Here is a 20,323-nt window from a genome sequence, read left to right as displayed (position 1 = left end):
GCCGGCGGCATAAAGCCTTCTTCGGGCTTTGGGGCCGTGCCGTGAGGAACGCCAGACTGCGGAGAGTTGACGAAGGCCTGCGGCAGTATGTCAGGGGCTACAAGGCAAGACGCGCCCGATCCAAAAGCAAGGCGATCTTCATCGGCGTCACCGGAAGTTCCGGCAAGTCGACGGTGACGGCATTGCTTGGCCACATACTGGCCGGTCATGGCTCGGTCTACCCACAACTCCTCGCCAATACCATCAAGTCGCTGGCCGCCACGCTGTACAAGCGCATGAAGAAAAATGGTGAGGTCGACTACGTCATTTTCGAAGCTGGGGCGTCTGGCGTCGGTTCGATCAAGCCGATGGCGGAACTGCTGCTGCCGCATGTGGCCGTCGTCACCATGGTTCGCCTCGAGCATTTTGGTGCCTTCAAGACGCTGGAAAACGTAGCCCGGGAAAAGCGCGCCTTGGTCGACGCGCTGCAGCCGGGCGGATTTGCTGTCCTCAACGCCGATGACCCTCACGTGCTTGGCATGGCTGCCGGCACTCGGCATCGTAGCGTCACCTTCGGCCTGTCGGAACGGGCGGACTATCGTGCGAGCGATATCCGCGCCGCCTATCCGGACAGGTTGAGGCTTTCGATCCATTGGCGCGACGGCGTCCTTGAACTCGCGACGCCGTTTCCGGCTGAACATTTCTGGCTGCCGACCGCTGCGGCCGTGGCCACCGCGCTCGAGCTTGGCGTACCGGCCGAGACGATAGCGGCCAGGGTGGCGACGTTCCAACCGCTGGCCAATCGCTGTGAGGTGCTGGTCATCGACGGTGGTCCGCAGTTCCTCGTCGACACCGCCAAGGCGCCCTGGCATTCGCTCAATCTCGCTCTCGACATGATGGCCAAGGCCACCGCCGCGCGAAAGCGGATCGTTCTCGGCCAGATTTCCGACTATGCGGGTTCAACCAGGAAGTACCACTACGCCTACAAGACGGCGCGCGAGATCGCCGATCAGGTCATCTATACCGGCGACAATGCGCATCGCTCGGGGGCCGGTCAGGCTGATCGCGACAGCGGCCGGTTTGTTGAGTTGCGCACCCCCCAGGAAGTCTCCGACCATATCAAGCGGACCGCCGTGGCCGGCGAACTGATCCTGCTCAAGAGCTCTGCCAATCTGCACCTTGAGAGAGTGGCGCTTGCCTGGACGCACGATGTCAAATGCTGGGTTCCCGTTTGCGGCAAGCGGGAGGGCTGCGGCACCTGCGGCCTGTATGAAGTGCCTTTTGAGCTGCATCGCGATTATGTCAGGCAACGCAGGCGCGCCAGAAGGTGGCGGCGTTTGCGACGCATGTTCAGCGGGCCGCGGTAGGGCTTCTCAGCACCTCCGGCGCGTCAGGCACCGGTCTTGATGTAGCTCTTGTAGATCCAGCCGGTCTTTCCGTTGTAGACGATCTGGCACCATTTCTGGCAGCCCATCACTTGCACCGAGGTTTTGGCGGGCACCGTGCTGATGGCGGCCGCGTTCTTCTTCGGGCCGCTGCGCATGGTCACGGCCCTCAGGATGCGGCCGGTTCCGGCGGCCACCACCTTCCGTGGCTTCTCTTTGGCTTGGCTGTTGTCATTCTGGGTTGCCTCGGGCTGCTGTTCCGGCGCTTGCGGCTGCACCGCCGGGATGGCGGCGGTTTGCGCGCCATCGGGATCGCCGTCCGCCGCGCTGGTGGGGGCGGCAACCTTGGCAAGTTCGGTGGTGGCGTCGGTATCGGCTGCCGGCTGCGCGAAGGCTGCCGCCGGTTTGTCCGGGGCTTGTTCAGCCTGGTTCGCCTCCTGGCTGGGGGCGGGGGCGGCTTTCGACTGCGAATTGGTCCAGCGGGGATCATTGGCCGCGAGCGCTTGCATGGTGGCTTCCGCTCTCGCCACCGTCGGTGAAACCTTATTGGACTTGCGTGCCGCCTGCGGAACGGCTGCCGTGGCCACCGTGGCTCCCACAGGGGGGATTTTCGTCGTCTTCACCGGAATGGTCGGAATGGTCTGCTCGGGGCTCGCCGCCGCTTGCCTCTCACTGGCCGGCAATGCCAGCCACAGCGCCACCGCGGCAACGCCAAGCAGTGCGGCAGTTCCGATCGCGGCGATCACCAGGTGCGAGTTGGAACGGACTTCCTGCCAGAAGGACGGCCGCATGTCGTATCCGAACTGCATGGCAAAGCGCCGACGTTCCGGCGTACCGAAACTGAAGGGCTCTCTCACTCTTGCCACCTCCATAAGCGGGCCGATGTTCTTTCAATCGGTGCCGGAAGTCCGGCATCTGATCAGCATCGGTCCCAAAATCAACGCGGGCAGGCCCGCAGCAATCCCCGAACAATCGCCCAGAACCGGCATCTTTCGCCCGCGATTGTGGCATCAGTACGCCAATACCAAGGATTCTGCGCCTTTGCCGGGGATTGCGCAATGCGTCGGCCGGGCAACAAATGTTACAATATTATTACAGTGGACGACCGAGCGGCTAAATCCGATCCCGCAGCGCGAACCAGTTGAGAGCGAGGAAAAGCAGCGGCGCGCGGAAGCGACGGCCGCCGGGGAAGGGCGGGATCTTCAGGTCCTCGATCAGCTTTAGCCGGTCGCGATTGCCGGCAACGGTTTCGGCATACAGCTTGCCGAAAAAGTTCGACAGCATGACACCGTGGCCGGAATAGCCGCCGGCCGAGATGACATTGGGCATCACTTCGCGCACGAACGGCTTTCTCGGCACCGTGATGCCGACATAGCCGCCCCAGCCATGCGTGATCTCGACATCCCTGAGTGCCGGGTAGAGTTCCGTGATCTGACGGCGGATGTGGATGTGGATATCCTTTGGATCGTTGACGCCATAAATCTCGCGTCCGCCGAACAGCAGCCGCCCGTCCTTCGATCTGCGAAAATAGCGCACGACGAAGCGGGAATCATCGACGGCCTCGCCGCCAGGCAGGACTTTCGAATCCGCTCCCAGCGGCACGGTCGCACCGATGAACGAACCGATCGGCATGATGTGCGCGGCACTCACTGGCTCGAGCGCGCCGCCATGGGCGTTGACCGCGATCAGGCATTTCTGCGCCGACACCGTGCCTCTCGGCGTCGAAACCTTCACCTTGCCGCCGCTGGAAATAATACCGGTCGATGGCGTGCCTTCGAACAGTTGCGCGCCGGCTTGCGCCGCCACCCGCGCCGTGCCGATCACCAGCTTCATCGGGTGGATGTGGCCTGTGCCAGTGTCGCGCGTTCCGCCGAAATAATGCGTCGAGCCCAGCCGCTCCGCCGTCTCCTTCGCATCCATGAACGAGATATGTGGGTAAGAAAACCGGCTCGCCATGATCTCGGCATGCGCCTTGTAGTCATCGACATAGCGCGGCTTGTGCGCCACGGACATCTGGCCGGGCATATAGTCGATATCGATCTGGTTGGCGGCGGCGAATTCGATGAGATGCGTCTTCGACTCTTCGGCAAGATCGAACAGCGCCTTGGCGCGGGTGAAGCCGTACTCGGCTTCCAGTTCTTCGGCCCAGGCACGCTGGCCGGTGCCGAGCTGGCCGCCATTGCGGCCCGATGCGCCATCACCGAAGCGGTGGGCCTCGATCAGCACCGCATTGGTGCCTGCCTTGGCAAGGTGGGCGGCTGCCGACAGGCCGGTAAAGCCGCCGCCGATAATGACGACGTCGCATGTCAGGTCGCCGTCGAGCGTCGGATATTCCGGCCGTGGGCCGACGGTGTCCTCGTACCAGGAACGGCCGGGGGAGATGGGGGATTGGTAGGGCATGATCGGCAAAGACTCGGGGATTTTTGGAGGGGGTAAATAGCGAGTAGTGAGTAGGGAATAGGGAATAGGGAATAAGGAATAAGGAATAAGGAATAAGGAATAAGGAATAAGGAGAGATATAGGGGTGGAGTGTTGATCCAGGCTCCGTCACCTGCCTCATTTCTATTCGCTATTCGCTCCTGGCGTCACACATTCAGCAGCAGATATTCCCTCTCCCACGGGCTGATCACTTCCATGAACGTCTCGAATTCCGCCCGCTTGATCGCCGCATAGGTCGCGGCGAAGGACTTGCCCAGATGCGCGCAGAGTTCCGTATCGCCCTCGAACAGGTCGACGGCTTCGAGCAGGCCGCGCGGCAGGTCGATCTCGTCGGCATTGGCTGTGGTCAGGACGGGAGGCTCGGCCTTGATCTTGTTGGTGATGCCGATCAGCCCGCAGGCCAGCGATGCCGCCAGCGCCAGATAGGGATTGGCATCGGAGGAGGGAATGCGGTTTTCGACGCGCCGTGCCGCCGGGTCGGAACGCGGCACGCGGAACGCCGTGGTGCGGTTGTCATAGCCCCATTTGTTGTTGACCGGAGCCGACGCTGCTTGCGTCAGCCGGCGGTAGGAATTGACATAGGGCGCGAACATCACCAGCGCGTTCGGCACATGCTTCTGCATGCCACCGATGAAATGGAAAAAGTCTTCGGTTTCCGACCCGTCCTCCGCCGAAAAGATGTTCCTTCCGGTCTTCTTGTCGATGATCGACTGATGGATATGCATGGCGGAGCCCGGCTGCCCCTGGATCGGTTTGGCCATGAAGGTGGCGTAGATCTCGTGCTTGAGCGCCGCCTCGCGAATGGTGCGCTTGAACATGAAAACCTGGTCGGCCAGTTCGATCGGGTCGCCGTGGCGCAGATTGATCTCGAGCTGACCGGCGCCCTCTTCATGGATCAGCGTGTCGATCTCCAGGCCCTGGCTTTCGGAGAAATGGTAGATGTCGTCGATCAGTTCATCGAACTCGTTGACGCCGGCGATCGAATAGCCGGCACCACCGCCGATTGCGCGGCCCGAGCGGCCGACAGGCGGGGTCAGGGGATAGTCCGGATCGGGATTCTTGCGCACGAGGTAGAATTCGATCTCGGGCGCCACCACCGGCTTCAGGCCGCGCTTGTCGTACGCAGCAACCACGCGCTTCAAGACGTTGCGTGGCGTGAACTCGACCGAGCGGCCATCCTGGTGGACGAGGTCGCAGATGACCGCGGCCGTCGGGTCTTCTTCCCAAGGCACAACCGTCAGCGTCGACAGATCGGGCATCAGCTTGAGATCGCCGTCGTCCTCGGGATAGTGAAAGCCGTTGCCATCCTCCGGATAGCCGCCGGAAATCGTCGTCATGAACACGGCCGACGGCAATGCCAGCGACGTGTTGGAGGTGAATTTCTTCGACGGCATCATCTTGCCGCGCGCGACGCCGGCCTGATCAGGCGTGATGCATTCGATATCCTCGATGCCGCGCCATTCCAGCCAGGCGCTGACTTCCTTCCAGTTCTTGACGCCGCGGTGGTTTTTCACGAAGGCAGGCGTTCGGGCGCGTCCTCCGCGGCTCGACGGACGGACTTCCTTTTTTGCAGGCGGCATCATTCACCAGATTGGGTTGCGGATTTCGGAGTATAGCCGTGCCCCCCTGTGGAAGGGAAGGGGAGCCATGACCGGCATTCCTCGTTCCGGTTGAAAATCGCGGCGGTCGGCTTAGGTTTGGGCACTTCCCAGCCCGGAAGGCATCGATGCGAAACAACAGCGAACTGACCACCATAGGCTTTGATGCCGACGACACGCTCTGGCAGAACGAACAGTTCTTCCGCATGACGGAGAAGCGCTTTGCCGCCATGCTTGCCGACCATGGCGAGCCGGAACATATCTCGGCACGATTGCTTGAGGCCGAAAGGCGCAACCTTGCCGTCTATGGCTTCGGCATCAAGGGGTTCACGCTGTCGATGATCGAGACGGCGATCGAGGTCACGCAAGGCCGCGTGCCGGGCTCGGTCATAGCGGAAATTCTCGATGCCGGTCGCGAGATGCTGAGCCATCCGATCGAGGCCTTGCCGCATGCGCGGGAGGCTGTCGAGAAGCTTGCCGGCGCATTCCGCCTCGTGCTGATCACCAAGGGCGACCTCTTCGACCAGGAGCGCAAGTTGGCGCAATCCGGGCTGGGAGATCTGTTCGACGCGGTCGAGATCGTCAGTGACAAGAATGCCGCCACCTATGCCCGCCTCTTCAGCCGTCACGGCGATGGTCCCGCAAGAAGCATGATGGTCGGCAATTCACTGAAGTCGGACGTGGTGCCGGCCATCGAGGCCGGCGGTTGGGGTGTCCATGTGCCACATGAACTGACCTGGGTGCTGGAGCATGTCGAGGCTCCGGTTGCCGAGCCGAGGTTCCGCCTGATATCCGATCTCGGACAACTGCCCGGGCTGGTCGACAGCATCATGAACCCAGGCTGATCGTGGGCCACGGCTATTTGTTTTGCGCAATTGCGGACGGAGAACCGCTACACACTCTTCCTGGAATTACTTTACCGGCTGAGCAGGCGATCGATCACCGGCTGCAACCGTTCGGGTGTAATCGGCTTGGCGACCACCACGTCGATGACGCTCGACAGGCCCAGGCTCTCCGGCGTGCCATTTTTGGTTGAAAGCAGGATCACCGGTGGAAGCGATTTGCCCGAGGCCCGCCGCAACGCATCGATGCCGGACATCAGATTGTCGCAGTCCTTGTTGTCGGCGCCGCCATCAAGGACAACTGCGCCCGGAATGAGGGATCGCAAGACCTTGGCAGCCGTGTCGGGAGATTCCGAGATTGGCTTGAGCCCGGATCGTTCGACGATCTTCGAAATCACAACCCGATTGATTGGCGATCTCCCGACGACAAGCACCTGCGACGGATCACGGATCGTCTCGGTCCTCGGGTCGCGGGTCACCAAATTCAGGCGTTTTGGAGTCTCATCCTCACGATTCACTGGGCACCCAAGTCAACCAAGAAGCTCGCCCCCATTTCAATGCAGAGTTGAAATCTGGAGCGCAATTGGCGTGAGATCGTGGCCCATGTCAAGTTGAAATAAAACAGCTCGGAAACGTCTGCCACGGCAGTGATTTCAAGCAACGCTACTGTACTGAGCTGTCCATACGATGCGCTCCATAAAAAGAAAATTCACCTGCGCAGAGACTGCGCAGGTGAAGGGCGGGTCGAGCGGATTTCGATCAGCCGTGGCTCTGCTGCGTGACGATCACCGGGATCAGCAAATCACCCCAGTTGCCGTCACCGCCGTGATGCCGTGCCGAGCGCACGAGCTCGACCGAGACGCCTGCCTCGACCGCCTTCATCACCGACTGGTTGAGGCGGTGCAGATCGTTGGCCAGCATGCGGATCGTCGCCTGCTGGTCGACGCTCATCGTGGTGGACTGCTCTTCGGCGCGTTCCTTGACGCGGCTTATCGATGCCATTGGTCTTCTCCTGTATCTCAGCCCTGTTGGGCGTTTCCTCGGTGTTCTCTTTGGTTATTCGGCGGCCGGCTTGAATTGCGCGTGCTCGGTCGATTCATGCATGGCGGTGGTCGACGACTGGCCGCCGGTGATCGCCATCGAGACGGCGTCGAAATAGCCGGTGCCGACCTCGCGCTGGTGCTTGGTCGCGGTGTAGCCGTTGGCTTCCGCCGCGAACTCCGCCTCCTGCAACTCGGAATAGGCCGCCATCTGTCGCGCCTTGTAGCCACGGGCGAGTTCGAACATGCCGTAGTTGAGCTGGTGGAAACCGGCGAGCGTGATGAACTGGAACTTGTAGCCCATGGTGCCGAGCTCCTTCTGGAACTTGGCGATCGTCGCGTCGTCGAGATTCTTCTTCCAGTTGAACGAAGGCGAGCAATTGTAGGCGAGCAGCTTGTCCGGGTGATGCTTGCGCACGCCCTCGGCGAATTTCTTGGCCTGCGCCAGGTCAGGCTTCGAGGTCTCGCACCAGATCAGGTCCGCGTGAGGCGCATAGGCGATGGCGCGTGCGATGCAGGGCTCGATGCCGTTCCTGACATGATAGAAGCCTTCCACGGTGCGCCCGGCGCCGTAGTCGACGAAAGGCTGGTCGCGTTCGTCGATGTCGGAGGTCAGCAGCTTCGCGGCTTCCGCATCGGTGCGCGCGACGACCAGTGTCGGCGTGCCCATCACGTCCGCTGCCAGGCGCGCGGCGTTGAGGTTGCGGATATGCGCCGCCGTCGGGATCAGCACCTTGCCGCCGAGATGGCCGCACTTTTTCTCCGATGCCAGCTGATCCTCGTAGTGAACGCCCGCAGCGCCCGCCTCGATGAATGCCTTCATGATCTCGAAGGCATTGAGCGGCCCGCCGAAGCCGGCTTCCGCATCGGCGACGATCGGCGCGAACCAGGTGTCGACCGAAAGCCCGTTGCCTTCGGAGGTCTCGATCTGGTCGGCGCGCTGCAGCGTGCGGTTGATGCGCTTGACCAGTTCCGGTGCCGCATTGGCCGGATAGAGCGACTGGTCCGGATACATTGCCGAGGCGGTGTTGGCGTCAGCCGCAACCTGCCAGCCCGACAGGTAGATCGCCTTCAGTCCGGCGCGGACCTGTTGCATCGCCTGGTTGCCGGACATGGCGCCGAGCGCGTTGACGAAGTCCTCCTCGTGGATGAGCTTCCACAGCCGGTTGGCGCCCATTTCGGCGAGGCTCTGGCGGATCTGCACCGAACCGCGCAGCCGCTTCACATCCTCCGGCGAATAGGGGCGTTCGATGCCGTCGAAGCGACCTTCTGGTGCCGATGGGACGAGGTTGTAAAAATCAGTCATGGGTCACTCCGAAGGATTGCTGCGATGTGTCCGGGCGCCAGTTATTTGGACCTCGGAATGTGACTGAATTTACATTGCGGTGCAAAATACGCCAGAGAATTCAAGGAAAATGGCGGAATATAAGAGAAAACCTGTGTTGTGTTTGACAGGGACCTGCTGTAAATCTGTCACGATTGTAAAAGGCGGCGGAGGCGAAATTGCCGCGACGGTCGTGTAAATTACTGTCAAGGACAGTCGATGGCTGATCAGAAGATATTTGCCGGGCCGCGCATACGCCGCATCCGCAACGCCAAGGGCCTGACCCAGACGGCGATGGCCGAGGGCCTCGGCATCTCGCCGTCCTATCTCAACCTGATCGAGCGCAACCAGCGGCCGTTGACGGTGCAACTGATCCTCAAGCTGGCGTCCGTCTACAAGGTCGACCCGCACGAACTTCAGGGCGAGGCAAGGGGGTCTGTCGCTGCCCTGAAGGAAGTGTTCACCGATCCCCTTTTGGTTGGCGAATTGCCGGGCGATCAGGAGCTGATCGAGCTCGCCGAGGCGGCGCCCAATGCTTCGGCTGCGGTGATAAAGCTGTTCCGCGCCTATCGCGAGCAGGCCGAGCGCCTGTCCGACCTCAACGAGTTGCTGGCGCGCGAGGGGCGGGCGACGGCACTTTCCGGTGCCCGCCTGCCGATCGACGAGGTGCACGAGATCTTCGAGCGGCGGCCGAACCATTTCGCGGCGCTTGAAGAGGAAGCCGCGGTATTCACCTCGGTGCTCGATCCCGGCGACGACCTGTTCGGTGCGTTGAAGGCCTGGCTGAAGCGCGAATACGGCATCGTGGTCAAGGTGCTGCCTGTCGCCACCATGCCGAACTGGCGCCGTCGCTATGATCGCCATTCGCAGCGCCTGTTCCTGTCCGAACGCCTGTCACCGTTCGACCAGCTGCGCGAGGTCGCGATGGAAGCCTGCCTGATCCGCATGACGGTTGCGGTCGCCGGCGAGATCCAGGCACTCAAGTTGAGCACCGACGAGGCCCGCCGCCTCGCCCGCTTCGAACTCGGCCGCTATGCGGCGCATGCGCTGATGATGCCCTACCAGGCCTTTCATGCGGCTGCCGTGCGCGCGCGCTACGACATCGACGTCCTGCGTTCGCGCTTCGGCGTCTCCTTCGAGCAGGCGGCGAACCGGCTGACCATGCTGCAGCGGCAAGGCGCGCTCGGCGTGCCGTTCTTCATGCTGGAGGTCGACAATGCCGGCAATCGCTTTCGCAAGGCCGGTAGCCAGGGCTTTCCGCAAAGCCGCTTCGGCGGCAACTGTCCCAAGCTCCCCGTGCATGTCGCCTTCACCCAGCCCGGCCAGATTTTCGTCGAAGCGGTGGAAATGCCCGACGGCGCCGAGTTCCTGTGCATTGCCCGCACGCTGGAGGGACCGCAAGGCGCATTCTCCGAGCGCCCGCGCCGCACGGCGCTGCTGCTCGGTTGCGACATCGGCTTTCGTGACGACATCGTCTATGGCGCGGCACTTCCTGGCGCGGCAACCGCCGCAAAGGCTGGCAACGTTGCGGCGACGCCGGTCGGACCTGCCTGCCGGCTTTGCGAACGTGTCGGCTGCCTGGCGCGCGCCGAACCACCGGTGACGCGTCCACTCGGCCTTGACGAGATGGTGACGGGCTTGAGTGCCTTCGATTTTCAGTGACGCCGTGGCAAGGTGCCACAATTGTCGCCGGTCTCTGGCTCACCCCTGGCCTTCGCCTTTGCGTTACGCGAACAGGGTACTTTTCTGTCGTCCCTTGCGCATCGTCCCGTCCACAAAAGCTCGACAGTCGCGCCCATGACCGACACAGCATCATCGCCGAGCCTTGTTTCAACGCCCGCCCCGCAACGGGAGGAGCGGATCGGCTTCCTGCTGGTGTTCCTGTCGGCGCTGATGTGGAGTTTTGGTGGCACCATCGCCCGCTTCATCAGCGTCGACGACAGCTGGACCGTGGTGTTCTGGCGCTCCGTCTGGGCGGCGGCCTTCCTGCTCTGCTTCATGGTCTGGCGCGACGGTTGGCGCGGCACGCTGAAATTGTTCCGCGACATGGGTCTTCCAGGCCTTGCCGTGGGGTTCTGCTTCGCCACTGCATCGACCGCGTTCGTAGTGGCACTTGCCTACACCACCGTCGCCAACATCCTGTTGATGCAGGCCGGCGTGCCGCTTCTGGCGGCGCTCTTTGCCTGGGCTCTGTTTCGCGAAAGGGTGACTGTTTCGACCTGGCTGGCGATCGCCGCCGTCATCACCGGCGTCGCCATCATGGTGTCGGAATCCCTTGACGGCGCCGTCTCGCCGATCGGCGACGGGCTGGCGCTGCTGATCGCGTTCATGTTCTCGATCGCCACCGTCATCACCCGGCGGTTTTCCAGCGTGCGCATGACGCCGGCGACCTGTCTCGGGACGATCCTGGCGGCGGGCTTTGCCGCCTCGCAGGCTTCGACCTTCACTGTGTCGGCCGGCGACATGGGCTTTCTCTTCGCCTTCGGCGTGGTCAATCTCGGCCTCGGCCTTGCCTTCTTCGCCACCGGCGCACGGCTGATCCCGGCGGCCATCGCGGCGCTGCTCGGCACGTTCGAGCCGATCCTCGGGCCGATATGGGTCTGGCTCATTCATTCCGAGGTGCCGTCCGGGCGCACCATCATTGGCGGCGCTGTGGTGGTCACGGCGCTGCTCGTCCATATCGGGCTCGAATTCAAGCGCCAGACACGGCCCGTACGCGCGGGGGTCACCGGGGTGCCGTCGCCTAATTGACGCGGTCCGCAGCTTTGCCATTGACAACGTCGTTGCCGCCCGGGCAGGCTGCGAATACGGCAACAACAAGACAGGCGTATCTTGCCAAGTCTCTCAGCCGGTCAGATCGAGACCGGACCACATCGTCGTATCTCTGCCCACGCCACGGCGAAAGCCTCTGACGGCATCGGCATGCCTCCCAGGCCGAGACAGGGACACGGAGCCATCACCTGCCGCGCATCGAACCACCCCCATGGTGCCGGCAGTTCGCGCTTGTCGCTCCCTGGAAAGCCCAATAGTCTGAAACAAAAGCCCGGTCGCGCGAGGTCCGCGACGAGCCGGCGAAGGAACACTCATCAAAGGAGAATAGCATGATCCGCAAAGCGCTCTGGCTTTCGGCAACCTCGGCATTTCTGACACTTTTCACTGTCGGGGGGCACGCGGAGGACCGTGTCGTCAACGTCTTCAACTGGTCGGATTACATCGACAGTTCGATCATCGACGATTTCACCAAGGCAACCGGCATCAAGGTCGTCTACGACACCTTCGATTCCAACGAAATTCTGGAAACCAAGCTGCTTGCCGGCGGCAGCGGCTATGACGTCGTCGTGCCCAGCGGCAACTTCCTCGCGCGCCAGATCCAGGCCGGCGTGTTCCAGAAGCTCGACAAGTCGAAGCTGCCGAACATTTCCAACATGTGGGACACGGTTTCGGAGCGAACCGCCAAATACGACCCCGGCAACGAATACTCGGTCAACTACATGTGGGGTACGGTTGGTCTCGGCTACAACATCAAGAAGGTGCAGGCCGCGCTCGGCACCGACAAGATTGACAGCTGGGATGTGTTCTTCAATCCCGACAGCCTGGCCAAGTTGAAGGACTGCGGCGTCTACGTGCTCGACTCGCCGGCCGATATCATTCCGGCGGCGTTGAAATATCTCGGCCTCGACCCGAACAGCACCTCGCCCGACGATATCGCCAAGGCCGAGGAGGCCTTGCTCAAGGTCCGGCCTTACATCAGAAAGTTCCATTCTTCCGAATACATCAACGCACTCGCCAACGGCGATATCTGCCTGGCGGTCGGCTGGTCGGGTGACGTCTTCCAGGCCCGCAACCGCGCGGTCGAGGCCAAGCAGGGTGTCGAGATCGGCTATTCCGTACCGAAGGAAGGCGCGCAGATGTGGTTCGATCAGATGGCGATCCCTGCCGATGCGCCACATGTCGCCGAGGCGCTCGAGTTCATCAACTACATGATGAAGCCGGAAGTCATCGCCAAATCGTCGAACTACGTGCTCTACGCAAACGGCAACAAGGCTTCGCAGCAATTCGTCGACAAGGCACTGTTGGATGATCCTTCGGTTTATCCCGATGCCGAGACGATCAAGAAGCTCTATACGGTCTCGCCCTACGACCCCAAGACCCAGCGCGTCATCACACGCACCTGGACCAAGATCGTCACCGGCCAATAAGCATCCGACACGGTCCCGGCAGTCATCTGCCGGGACCAATTCTTATCTGGGGCAAGAAGCAAGAACCAAGACGGAGTGGGACATGAAATCGCTTGGCAGCATCCGCAGGGATTTCGCGCCATGGAATGATCCGAACGCCAAGCCATACATCCAGTTCGACAACGTCACCAAGAAGTTCGGGGACTTCACCGCCGTCAACAATCTGTCGCTGACCATCTTCGAGCGCGAGTTCTTCGCTTTGCTCGGTGCCTCCGGTTGCGGAAAATCGACGCTGCTGCGCATGCTCGCCGGCTTCGAGGAGCCGACTTCCGGCCGCATCCTGCTCGATGGCCAGGATCTGCGCGGCATCCCGCCCTATCGGCGGCCGGTCAACATGATGTTCCAGTCCTATGCCCTGTTTCCGCATATGACGGTCGAGAAGAACATCGCCTTTGGCCTCAAGCAGGAAGGCATGTCCGCGCCCGATATCGAAAAGCGCGTCGCCGAAATGCTCAGGCTGGTCAAGCTCGAACAGTTCGCCAAGCGCAAGCCGCATCAACTGTCCGGCGGACAGCGCCAGCGTGTCGCGCTTGCCCGCTCGGTCGCCAAGCGGCCGAAGGTGCTGCTGCTCGATGAGCCGCTCGGCGCGCTGGACAAGAAGCTGCGCGAGGAAACTCAGTTCGAACTGATGGACCTGCAGCAGAATCTCGGCCTGACCTTCGTCGTCGTCACCCACGACCAGGAAGAAGCCATGACCATGGCCGATCGCATTGCCATCATCGACAAGGGCGAGGTGATGCAGGTGGCAACGCCGGCCGAAGTCTACGAAGCCCCGACCTCGCGCTTTGTCGCCCACTTCGTCGGCAACGTGAACATGTTCGAGGGCAAGGTTGCCGAGCGGACGGCAAAGACAACACGCATCGCCGGTGCCAGCGGAGCCCAGATCGTCGTCGACAACGCCGTCGACACCGCCGCGGGCGCCGACATCGTCTTCGCCATCCGGCCTGAGAAGATCAAGATTTCGTCGAAGAAGCCGGTCGATGCCGTCAATGCGCTCGAGGGCGAAGTCTACGACATCGCTTATCTCGGCGACATGACCGTCTACCACGTCAGGCTCGACGACGGGCAGATGGTACGGGCGAGCACGATGAACGCGGCACGCATCACCGAGGATCCGCTGAGCTGGAACGACCGGGCCTGGGTTTCTTTCCGGCCCGACGCCGGCGTCGTGTTGACGCGGTAGGGGGCGATCATGTCGAACGCCGCCGTCACCGCCGCATCAGCCTCTCCGGCAACCAGCGCCGGAAAATCCATTCCGGCCAGGTTGGGGGCGGCCTTCGTCAGCCGTCTGGTCATCATTATCCCCTATGTCTGGCTGCTGTTCTTCTTTCTCATCCCCTTCATCATCGTCTTCAAGATTTCGCTGTCGCAGACGGCGATCGCCATGCCGCCCTATACGCCCGTGCTTGATTTCAGTGGCGGCATTTCCGGTTTTTTCGGCCAGCTGAAGCAGCTCAGCATCGATAACTACGCGTGGCTGACGCAGGACGCGCTGTACTTCAATGCCTATGTGACAAGCCTTATCATTGCCGCAATCTCGACGGTCCTGACGCTGCTCGTCGGCTACCCAATCGCCTATGGCATGGCGCGCGCGCCGGCAACGATCCGCCCGACATTGCTGATGCTGGTGATCCTGCCGTTCTGGACCTCGTTCCTGATCCGGGTCTATGCCTGGATCGGTATCCTCAAGCCCGAGGGCCTGCTCAACCAGCTGCTGCTCGCAACCGGCATCATCAGTCAGCCGCTGATCATCCTCAACACCTACACGGCGATCTTCATCGGCATCGTCTATTCCTACCTGCCATTCATGGTGCTGCCGCTCTATTCGTCGCTCGAAAAGATGGATTATTCGCTGATCGAGGCGGCCAAGGATCTCGGCTGTCCGCCGACCAGCGCATTCTGGAAGATCACCTTCCCGCTGTCGCTGCCCGGCGTCATCGCCGGCTGTCTGCTGGTGTTCATCCCTGCCGTCGGCGAGTTCGTCATTCCCGACCTGCTTGGTGGATCGCAGACGCTGATGATCGGCAAGACGCTGTGGAACGAATTCTTCGCCAATCGCGACTGGCCGGTCTCGTCGGCCGTTGCCGTCATCCTTTTGCTGCTGCTGACCGTGCCGATCATGCTCTTCCAGCAGGCCCAGGCGCGTGCCCAGGAGCAAGACAAATGAACGCCACCTGGAGCCGCTTCAACATCACCTCGATCGTGCTGGGCTTTGCCTTTCTGTACCTGCCGATCGTCCTGCTTATTGTCTTTTCCTTCAACGAGTCGAAACTGGTCACCGTCTGGGGCGGCTTCTCGACCAAATGGTACGTCTCGCTGTTCCACAACCAGGGCCTGATGGACGCGACCTGGGTCACGGCACGCGTCGGCGTCATTTCGGCCACGGTGGCGACCGTGCTCGGCACGCTGGCGGCGCTGACCTTGACGCGCTACACGCGGTTCAGGGGCAGGGTGCTGTTTTCCGGCATGGTGTTTGCGCCGCTGGTCATGCCGGAAGTCATCACCGGCCTGTCGCTGCTGCTGCTCTTCGTGGCCGTCGGTCTCGACCGCGGCTTCCTCACCGTCACGCTCGCCCACATCACCTTGACCATGTGCTTCGTCGCCGTCGTCGTGCAGTCGCGCCTGATCAGCTTCGACCGCTCGCTGGAAGAGGCTGCGATGGATCTTGGCGCAACGCCGGTGAAGACCTTTTTCCAGATCACGCTGCCGGTCATCATGCCGGCGATCGTGTCCGGCTGGATGCTGGCCTTTACGCTTTCGCTCGACGATCTGGTCATCGCCAGCTTCACCTCCGGGCCTGGCGCCACCACGCTGCCGATGAAGATCTACAGCCAGGTTCGCCTCGGCGTGACGCCGGAGATCAATGCCGCCTGCACCATCCTGATCGCCGTTGTCGCGGTCGGCGTCATCATCGCTTCGGTGGCCAACAAGCGGCGCGAGGTGCAGCGTCAGCTCGACGAACAGGCCGCGCAACGCGGGTGATGCGGTCTATTCCCCCGAAACGCCGCGGCTGATCGGGGAAATGAACGGCGTGCTCCACGTCCCGCCGACGAAGAACGATGACTGGTTGGGGCCTTGCTGGCCATTGGTCTGCGCTGCCGCCTGGTCCGCCTGAATGACGCCGCCGGACAGGGCCAGCCCCCGTCCCGCGTAGGACGCGATCCCGGACAGCCAGATCTTGTACTTCGCCGAATTGGCTTCGGCCTTGTCGATCCGCGCCACCCCTTTCGAAATGCTGGCCTTGATCTCCGCGCCGTCGATCGGCAGCGTTCCGTCGGACACGTCGTCGAGCGCGAAGAAGCCGCCTTGTTCGGTATGCTTGAGGAAGGCCGGCAGATTGAGCTTGCTCAACGCACCGGGTCCGAAGGTTGCCGTGACCGAGCCGTCGGCATTGTCGAAGATGGAGTCCCAGGTTCTGCCGGGTCCCTTGAGGATGACAGAGACGGTTCCCGTGCCGACCGGGACCAGCCGCGTCATCCCCGCCGCGGTGGCGAAGGCACCGCCGTCGATGTCGGAGGCCAGCAACCGGATCTCGACCTGCGTGCCTTCCGGTTTGCGGTCGAAACGAAGGCTGCTCTGGATGTTGCCGCCGAAGGCCGAGGCATCGGAGATATCGAAGACGGAAAGCCCATCCTTGACCTGGGCGGTGGCGGCGACGTCGGCGAGCTGAATGGTGCCCGCCGTGGCGTGCGCCGCCGACAGCCTGAGATCAAGGTTGATCCGGTCGGCGAAACTCGTGTCGATTTCGGCTGGTCCTCCTCCTGCGGCTGGCGCCAGCGGCGTGAAGGCGGACAGGAACGACCTGAGGTCCAGCGTATCGAAGGCGAGCGTGCCGGAGATCACCGGTTGTGCCTCGCCGAGCGAGAGGTCCAGCGCCCCCATCCCCGGATTGTTGTCCAGGGAGATCGCGGTGTTGTCGAACTTGACGCGCCCGGCCGTCGCCGTGACCTTGCTAGAAATGCTGACGGAGCCGATCGCGGCGCCGGGAGCGATGCCGGCCTGCGCCCATTCCAGAACCCGCCGCAACGACGGCGCCGAGAATTTCGCCTGACCATCGAAATAGGCGTTTTCGGACATGCTGGCGGTGCCGTCGAAAGAGAAGGTGGCGGGCGCTGCCTTGAAGGACAGCGTGAGCGGCGCCGTGCCGCCGGCAAACAGCACCAGAGGTTTCGGCGATGCGACATCCAGGGCGACGCTTTCGCCGCGCCAGATTCCGGTCGCCGACAGCGTCGCATTGCTGTTCATCGCCGCCCAGGTCGCCTGGCCGGTCAGGCTGCTCAGGACCTCGACATCCTTGCCGCCGACGGAAGCCACCATGCGGCCGTCACGAAACTCCACGGTGCCGAAAGTGTCGGCCGGCAGCTTGTCGAGGTCCGGCTTGGCGGGGTCGGCATTGACCACGCCGCGCGCCGTGTCGATGGAACGCGCAATGCGTCCGCCGGTCGGGACGGCGGGCAGGAAGAGGCCGGTCGCCATACGCTGGACCCGGATCGTCGGCCGCACCAGCCGCGCCGTCGAAAACACCACATCGCCGCGCAGTGCCGCCATCGCGGAGAGATCGACCTCGACCCGCTCGGCCTCGACGACCGGCGGTGCATCGGTGTCCGTCCATTGCGAAAGCGTCACATCGGTCAGGATCGCCCGGAAATTCGGCCAGACCTCGATGCGCGGCGAGCCTTCGATAGCGACCCGGAAGCCGCTCCACGCACTCATTTCCCATGCGATGCGGTCGCGCACGATACGGGTGGAAGCGATCAGCGGCAGGGCGGCAACGATCAGCGCGATGACGATCACGGCGGTGCCGATCGCCCATACGCCGCGCCGGATCAAAGGGGATGGCATCTCGCCTCGTATGCTTTCATTCCGACAAATCGCCTGACGGGTGTAACCCCAGTCGTCACTACGACTTAGGGCCGACGCATTTCAAGTCTTTATGGCCCGGCGATGGCATTTGCGCACATCTGGCCGTATCGGCCGAACAAAATCTTGCTCTGCTGCGCTGCGATATGCATAAGCGATGCTGCCTGATGCATGTTGCCAAAGCCTGCGCCGAGAGGGTTCGTGGCGGTTTTGGGACAGCGGCATGCATCAAGCAGAGTTTAAAGCGCGTCGCATGGATTCTCTCGGACGCGACACGCTTTAAGGAGGAAAGATCATGCCTGGCGACGCACCACTCTGGACCCCGACGCAAGACCAGATTGACGCCGCGCCGCTGACCGCTTTCATGAAGGCCGCGGCCGCGAAAACCGGCGGTACCTTCTCCTCCTACGCCGACCTGCACCGCTGGTCGGTCGACGATCGCGAGGCATTCTGGAGCCTGGTGTGGGATTTCTGCGGCATTGCCGGCGACGAGGGCGAGCTCGTGCTCGTCAACGGCGACAAGATGCCGGGCGCCTCCTTCTTTCCTGACGCAACGATGAACTTCGCCGAGAACCTGTTGAAGAAGACCGGGCCCAGTGACGCAATCGTATTTCGCGGCGAGGACAAGGTCGAACGCCGGCTGTCCTGGAACGAGTTGCATGCGCTGACTTCGCGTTTGCAACAGCTTTTCCTGTCGCTCAAAGTGAAAAAGGGTGATCGCATCGCGGCGATGATGCCCAACATGCCGGAGACGGTTGCCGCCATGCTGGCCGCCGCCTCGATCGGCGCCGTCTGGTCGTCCTGCTCTCCCGATTTCGGCGAGCAGGGCGTGCTCGACCGGTTCGGTCAGATCGAGCCTGTCGTCTTCATCGCGCCCGACGGCTACTGGTACAATGGCAAGGCGATCGAGGTCGCCGACAAGATCGCCGCGGTTGCGGCCAAGCTTGGCACGGTCCGCAAGGTTCTCGTCGTCGACTATCTCGGCACCTCGACCGATGTTGCTGTAACCATCGACAAGGCGGTGGCGCTGGAAGAGGCGCTGTCGCCGTTTGCCGTCAAGCCCGTCGGCTTCGAGCGGCTCCCGTTTGCGCACCCGCTCTACATCCTGTTTTCTTCTGGAACGACGGGCATTCCCAAATGCATCGTCCATTCGGCCGGCGGAACGCTGATCCAGCATGTCAAGGAACACCGGCTGCATGCCGGCCTTATCGAGGGCGATCGCTTCTTCTACTTCACCACTTGCGGCTGGATGATGTGGAACTGGCTGGTGTCGGGCCTCGCGTCAGGCGCCACGCTGCTGCTCTACGATGGCTCGCCCTTCTATCCCGACGGCAATGTGCTGTTCGACTTCGCCGATGCCGAGAAGATGACCTTTTTCGGCACCTCGGCCAAATTCATCGATTCCGTGCGCAAGGCCGGTCTCGAGCCGATCCGCACGCATGATCTGTCGACCGTGCGGGCGATTTCCTCCACCGGCTCGCCGCTGTCGCCGGAGGGTTTCCGCTTCGTCTATGAAGGCATCAAGAAGGATGTCCACCTGGCCTCGGTCTCCGGCGGCACCGACATCGTCTCCTGCTTCGTGCTCGGCGTGCCGACGCAACCGGTGTGGACCGGCGAGATCCAGGGTCCTGGCCTCGGCCTCGCCGTCGATGTCTGGGACGACGACGGTAAGCCGGTGAGACAGCAGAAGGGCGAACTGGTCTGCACCAAGGCCTTTCCGGCGATGCCGATCGGCTTCTGGAACGACCCCGAGGGCAAGAAGTACCAGGCGGCCTATTTCGAGCGCTTCGACAACGTCTGGTGTCACGGCGATTTCGCCGAATGGACCGACCATGGCGGCCTGATCATACACGGCCGTTCCGATGCCACGCTCAATCCGGGCGGCGTGCGCATCGGTACGGCGGAGATTTACAATCAGGTCGAACAGATGCCCGAGATTCTGGAGGCGCTGTGCATCGGCCAGGATTTCGACAATGACGTGCGCGTCGTGCTGTTCGTGCGGCTGGCCGCGGGCGTGCGGCTGGACGCGGATCTCGAAAAAAGCATACGGGCGAAAATCCGAACAGGGGCGAGCCCTCGCCACGTGCCGGCCAGGATCGTCGCCGTCACCGACATCCCGCGCACCAAATCAGGCAAGATCACCGAGCTGGCGGTGCGCGACGTGGTGCATGGCCGCGCCATCAAGAACAAGGAGGCGCTGGCCAACCCCGAAGCGCTGGAACTGTTCAAGAACCTGCCGCAGCTGGCCGAGTGACTGGGGGTTCGTCATGGTTAACGAAATCTGTCGGTAGAATTTACCTAGATTTCATGAGTGGTACACATTCGTAAACTTTCCGCCGCGCCGGTAAGGAGTTGTTAAGGCCCGGCGTCGATAGTCGCATGTAACTTGAGGGAGAAATCCCGTTCCTCCACATCCCCGGAGGATCTGAATTCGCTCAAGCCCCCGTTGTGACAGCAATCCCATCTCTTAAGGCGTCCTTTGGGCGCCTTTTCTTTTGCCGGGGCAATTCCAGGAAAAGTGCGAAACGCTTTTCCGTCCGGAATTGCGTCCAAAATAGAGAGATAAAGCGTGTCGCGATTAATTGGCCTCATATCCGGCAGCCTTGAAGAAGTTTCTG

General features: G+C 62.2%; 17 protein-coding genes. 9 read left to right on the top strand and 8 right to left on the bottom strand.

Annotation, left to right across the window (positions count from 1 at the left end; translation table 11 throughout):
* Window positions 1-41 precede the first annotated feature (41 nt).
* Window positions 42-1,346 (top strand): Mur ligase family protein, encoded by a 1,305-nt coding sequence (locus tag NR193_RS27765; protein ID WP_256753902.1) that lies wholly within the window; start codon window positions 42-44, stop codon window positions 1,344-1,346.
* Window positions 1,347-1,369: 23 nt separating this feature from the next.
* On the opposite strand, the gene NR193_RS27760 is transcribed toward NR193_RS27765, so the two are convergent.
* From NR193_RS27760 to NR193_RS27750, 3 genes are all read right to left on the bottom strand, one after another.
* Window positions 1,370-2,155, bottom strand: a complete 786-nt coding sequence (locus NR193_RS27760; RefSeq protein WP_256753901.1) for an SH3 domain-containing protein — start codon at window positions 2,153-2,155, stop codon at window positions 1,370-1,372.
* A gap of 322 nt (window positions 2,156-2,477) precedes the next feature.
* A complete protein-coding gene (locus NR193_RS27755) occupies window positions 2,478-3,764 on the bottom strand; it encodes an FAD-binding oxidoreductase (RefSeq protein WP_256753900.1) in 1,287 nt (428 codons plus the stop codon).
* A gap of 185 nt (window positions 3,765-3,949) precedes the next feature.
* Window positions 3,950-5,386 (bottom strand): glutamine synthetase family protein, encoded by a 1,437-nt coding sequence (locus NR193_RS27750; RefSeq protein WP_256753899.1) that lies wholly within the window; start codon window positions 5,384-5,386, stop codon window positions 3,950-3,952.
* Window positions 5,387-5,529: 143 nt separating this feature from the next.
* On the opposite strand from NR193_RS27750, the gene NR193_RS27745 reads away from it, so the two are divergent.
* Complete coding sequence (locus tag NR193_RS27745) at window positions 5,530-6,246, top strand: HAD family hydrolase (RefSeq protein ID WP_256753898.1); 717 nt, start codon at window positions 5,530-5,532, stop codon at window positions 6,244-6,246.
* 71 nt (window positions 6,247-6,317) lie between these two features.
* Here NR193_RS27745 and NR193_RS27740 read toward each other — a convergent pair whose 3' ends face one another.
* The 3 genes from NR193_RS27740 to aceA all read right to left on the bottom strand — a co-directional run bounded on the left by NR193_RS27740 (window position 6,318) and on the right by aceA (window position 8,589).
* Window positions 6,318-6,731, bottom strand: a complete 414-nt coding sequence (locus NR193_RS27740) for a response regulator (protein ID WP_256753965.1) — start codon at window positions 6,729-6,731, stop codon at window positions 6,318-6,320.
* A gap of 271 nt (window positions 6,732-7,002) precedes the next feature.
* Entirely contained in the window at window positions 7,003-7,245 is a 243-nt protein-coding gene (locus tag NR193_RS27735) for a hypothetical protein (RefSeq protein ID WP_006202762.1), read from the bottom strand.
* Between the two features lie 54 nt (window positions 7,246-7,299).
* Window positions 7,300-8,589, bottom strand: a complete 1,290-nt coding sequence (aceA, locus tag NR193_RS27730; RefSeq protein WP_256753897.1) for an isocitrate lyase — start codon at window positions 8,587-8,589, stop codon at window positions 7,300-7,302.
* Between the two features lie 237 nt (window positions 8,590-8,826).
* Between aceA and NR193_RS27725 the strand changes: the two genes are divergently transcribed.
* From NR193_RS27725 to NR193_RS27700, 6 genes are all read left to right on the top strand, one after another.
* Entirely contained in the window at window positions 8,827-10,269 is a 1,443-nt protein-coding gene (locus NR193_RS27725; RefSeq protein ID WP_256753896.1) for a short-chain fatty acyl-CoA regulator family protein, read from the top strand.
* Window positions 10,270-10,404: 135 nt separating this feature from the next.
* Window positions 10,405-11,358, top strand: a complete 954-nt coding sequence (locus tag NR193_RS27720; protein ID WP_256753895.1) for a DMT family transporter — start codon at window positions 10,405-10,407, stop codon at window positions 11,356-11,358.
* Between the two features lie 350 nt (window positions 11,359-11,708).
* Window positions 11,709-12,806, top strand: coding sequence for a polyamine ABC transporter substrate-binding protein (locus NR193_RS27715; protein ID WP_091582777.1), 1,098 nt, complete (start codon window positions 11,709-11,711; stop codon window positions 12,804-12,806).
* An 82-nt stretch (window positions 12,807-12,888) separates the two neighbouring features.
* Window positions 12,889-14,028, top strand: coding sequence for an ABC transporter ATP-binding protein (locus tag NR193_RS27710; RefSeq protein WP_091582774.1), 1,140 nt, complete (start codon window positions 12,889-12,891; stop codon window positions 14,026-14,028).
* 9 nt (window positions 14,029-14,037) lie between these two features.
* Window positions 14,038-15,012 carry an ABC transporter permease subunit gene (locus NR193_RS27705; protein WP_256753894.1) on the top strand — a complete coding sequence of 325 codons (975 nt, stop codon included), beginning with the start codon at window positions 14,038-14,040 and terminating at the stop codon, window positions 15,010-15,012.
* Entirely contained in the window at window positions 15,009-15,827 is an 819-nt protein-coding gene (locus NR193_RS27700) for an ABC transporter permease (RefSeq protein ID WP_091582769.1), read from the top strand. The genes NR193_RS27705 and NR193_RS27700 overlap by 4 nt, the downstream gene beginning before the upstream one ends.
* Window positions 15,828-15,833: 6 nt before the next feature.
* Here NR193_RS27700 and NR193_RS27695 read toward each other — a convergent pair whose 3' ends face one another.
* Window positions 15,834-17,687 carry an AsmA family protein gene (locus NR193_RS27695; protein ID WP_256753892.1) on the bottom strand — a complete coding sequence of 618 codons (1,854 nt, stop codon included), beginning with the start codon at window positions 17,685-17,687 and terminating at the stop codon, window positions 15,834-15,836.
* Window positions 17,688-18,000: 313 nt separating this feature from the next.
* On the opposite strand from NR193_RS27695, the gene NR193_RS27690 reads away from it, so the two are divergent.
* Window positions 18,001-19,959 carry an acetoacetate--CoA ligase gene (locus NR193_RS27690; protein WP_256753891.1) on the top strand — a complete coding sequence of 653 codons (1,959 nt, stop codon included), beginning with the start codon at window positions 18,001-18,003 and terminating at the stop codon, window positions 19,957-19,959.
* A 101-nt stretch (window positions 19,960-20,060) separates the two neighbouring features.
* Here the strand turns inward: NR193_RS27690 and NR193_RS27685 are convergent.
* A partial coding sequence (locus NR193_RS27685; RefSeq protein WP_256753890.1) for a hypothetical protein occupies window positions 20,061-20,323 on the bottom strand: 263 nt, incomplete at its 5' end.

Origin of the sequence: Mesorhizobium sp. Mes31, from assembly GCF_024519675.1 — a bacterium.
GTDB lineage: Bacteria > Pseudomonadota > Alphaproteobacteria > Rhizobiales > Rhizobiaceae > Mesorhizobium.
The sequence above is the reverse complement of the archived record's forward strand: the minus strand, read 5'-3'. Positions and strand labels throughout refer to the sequence as shown.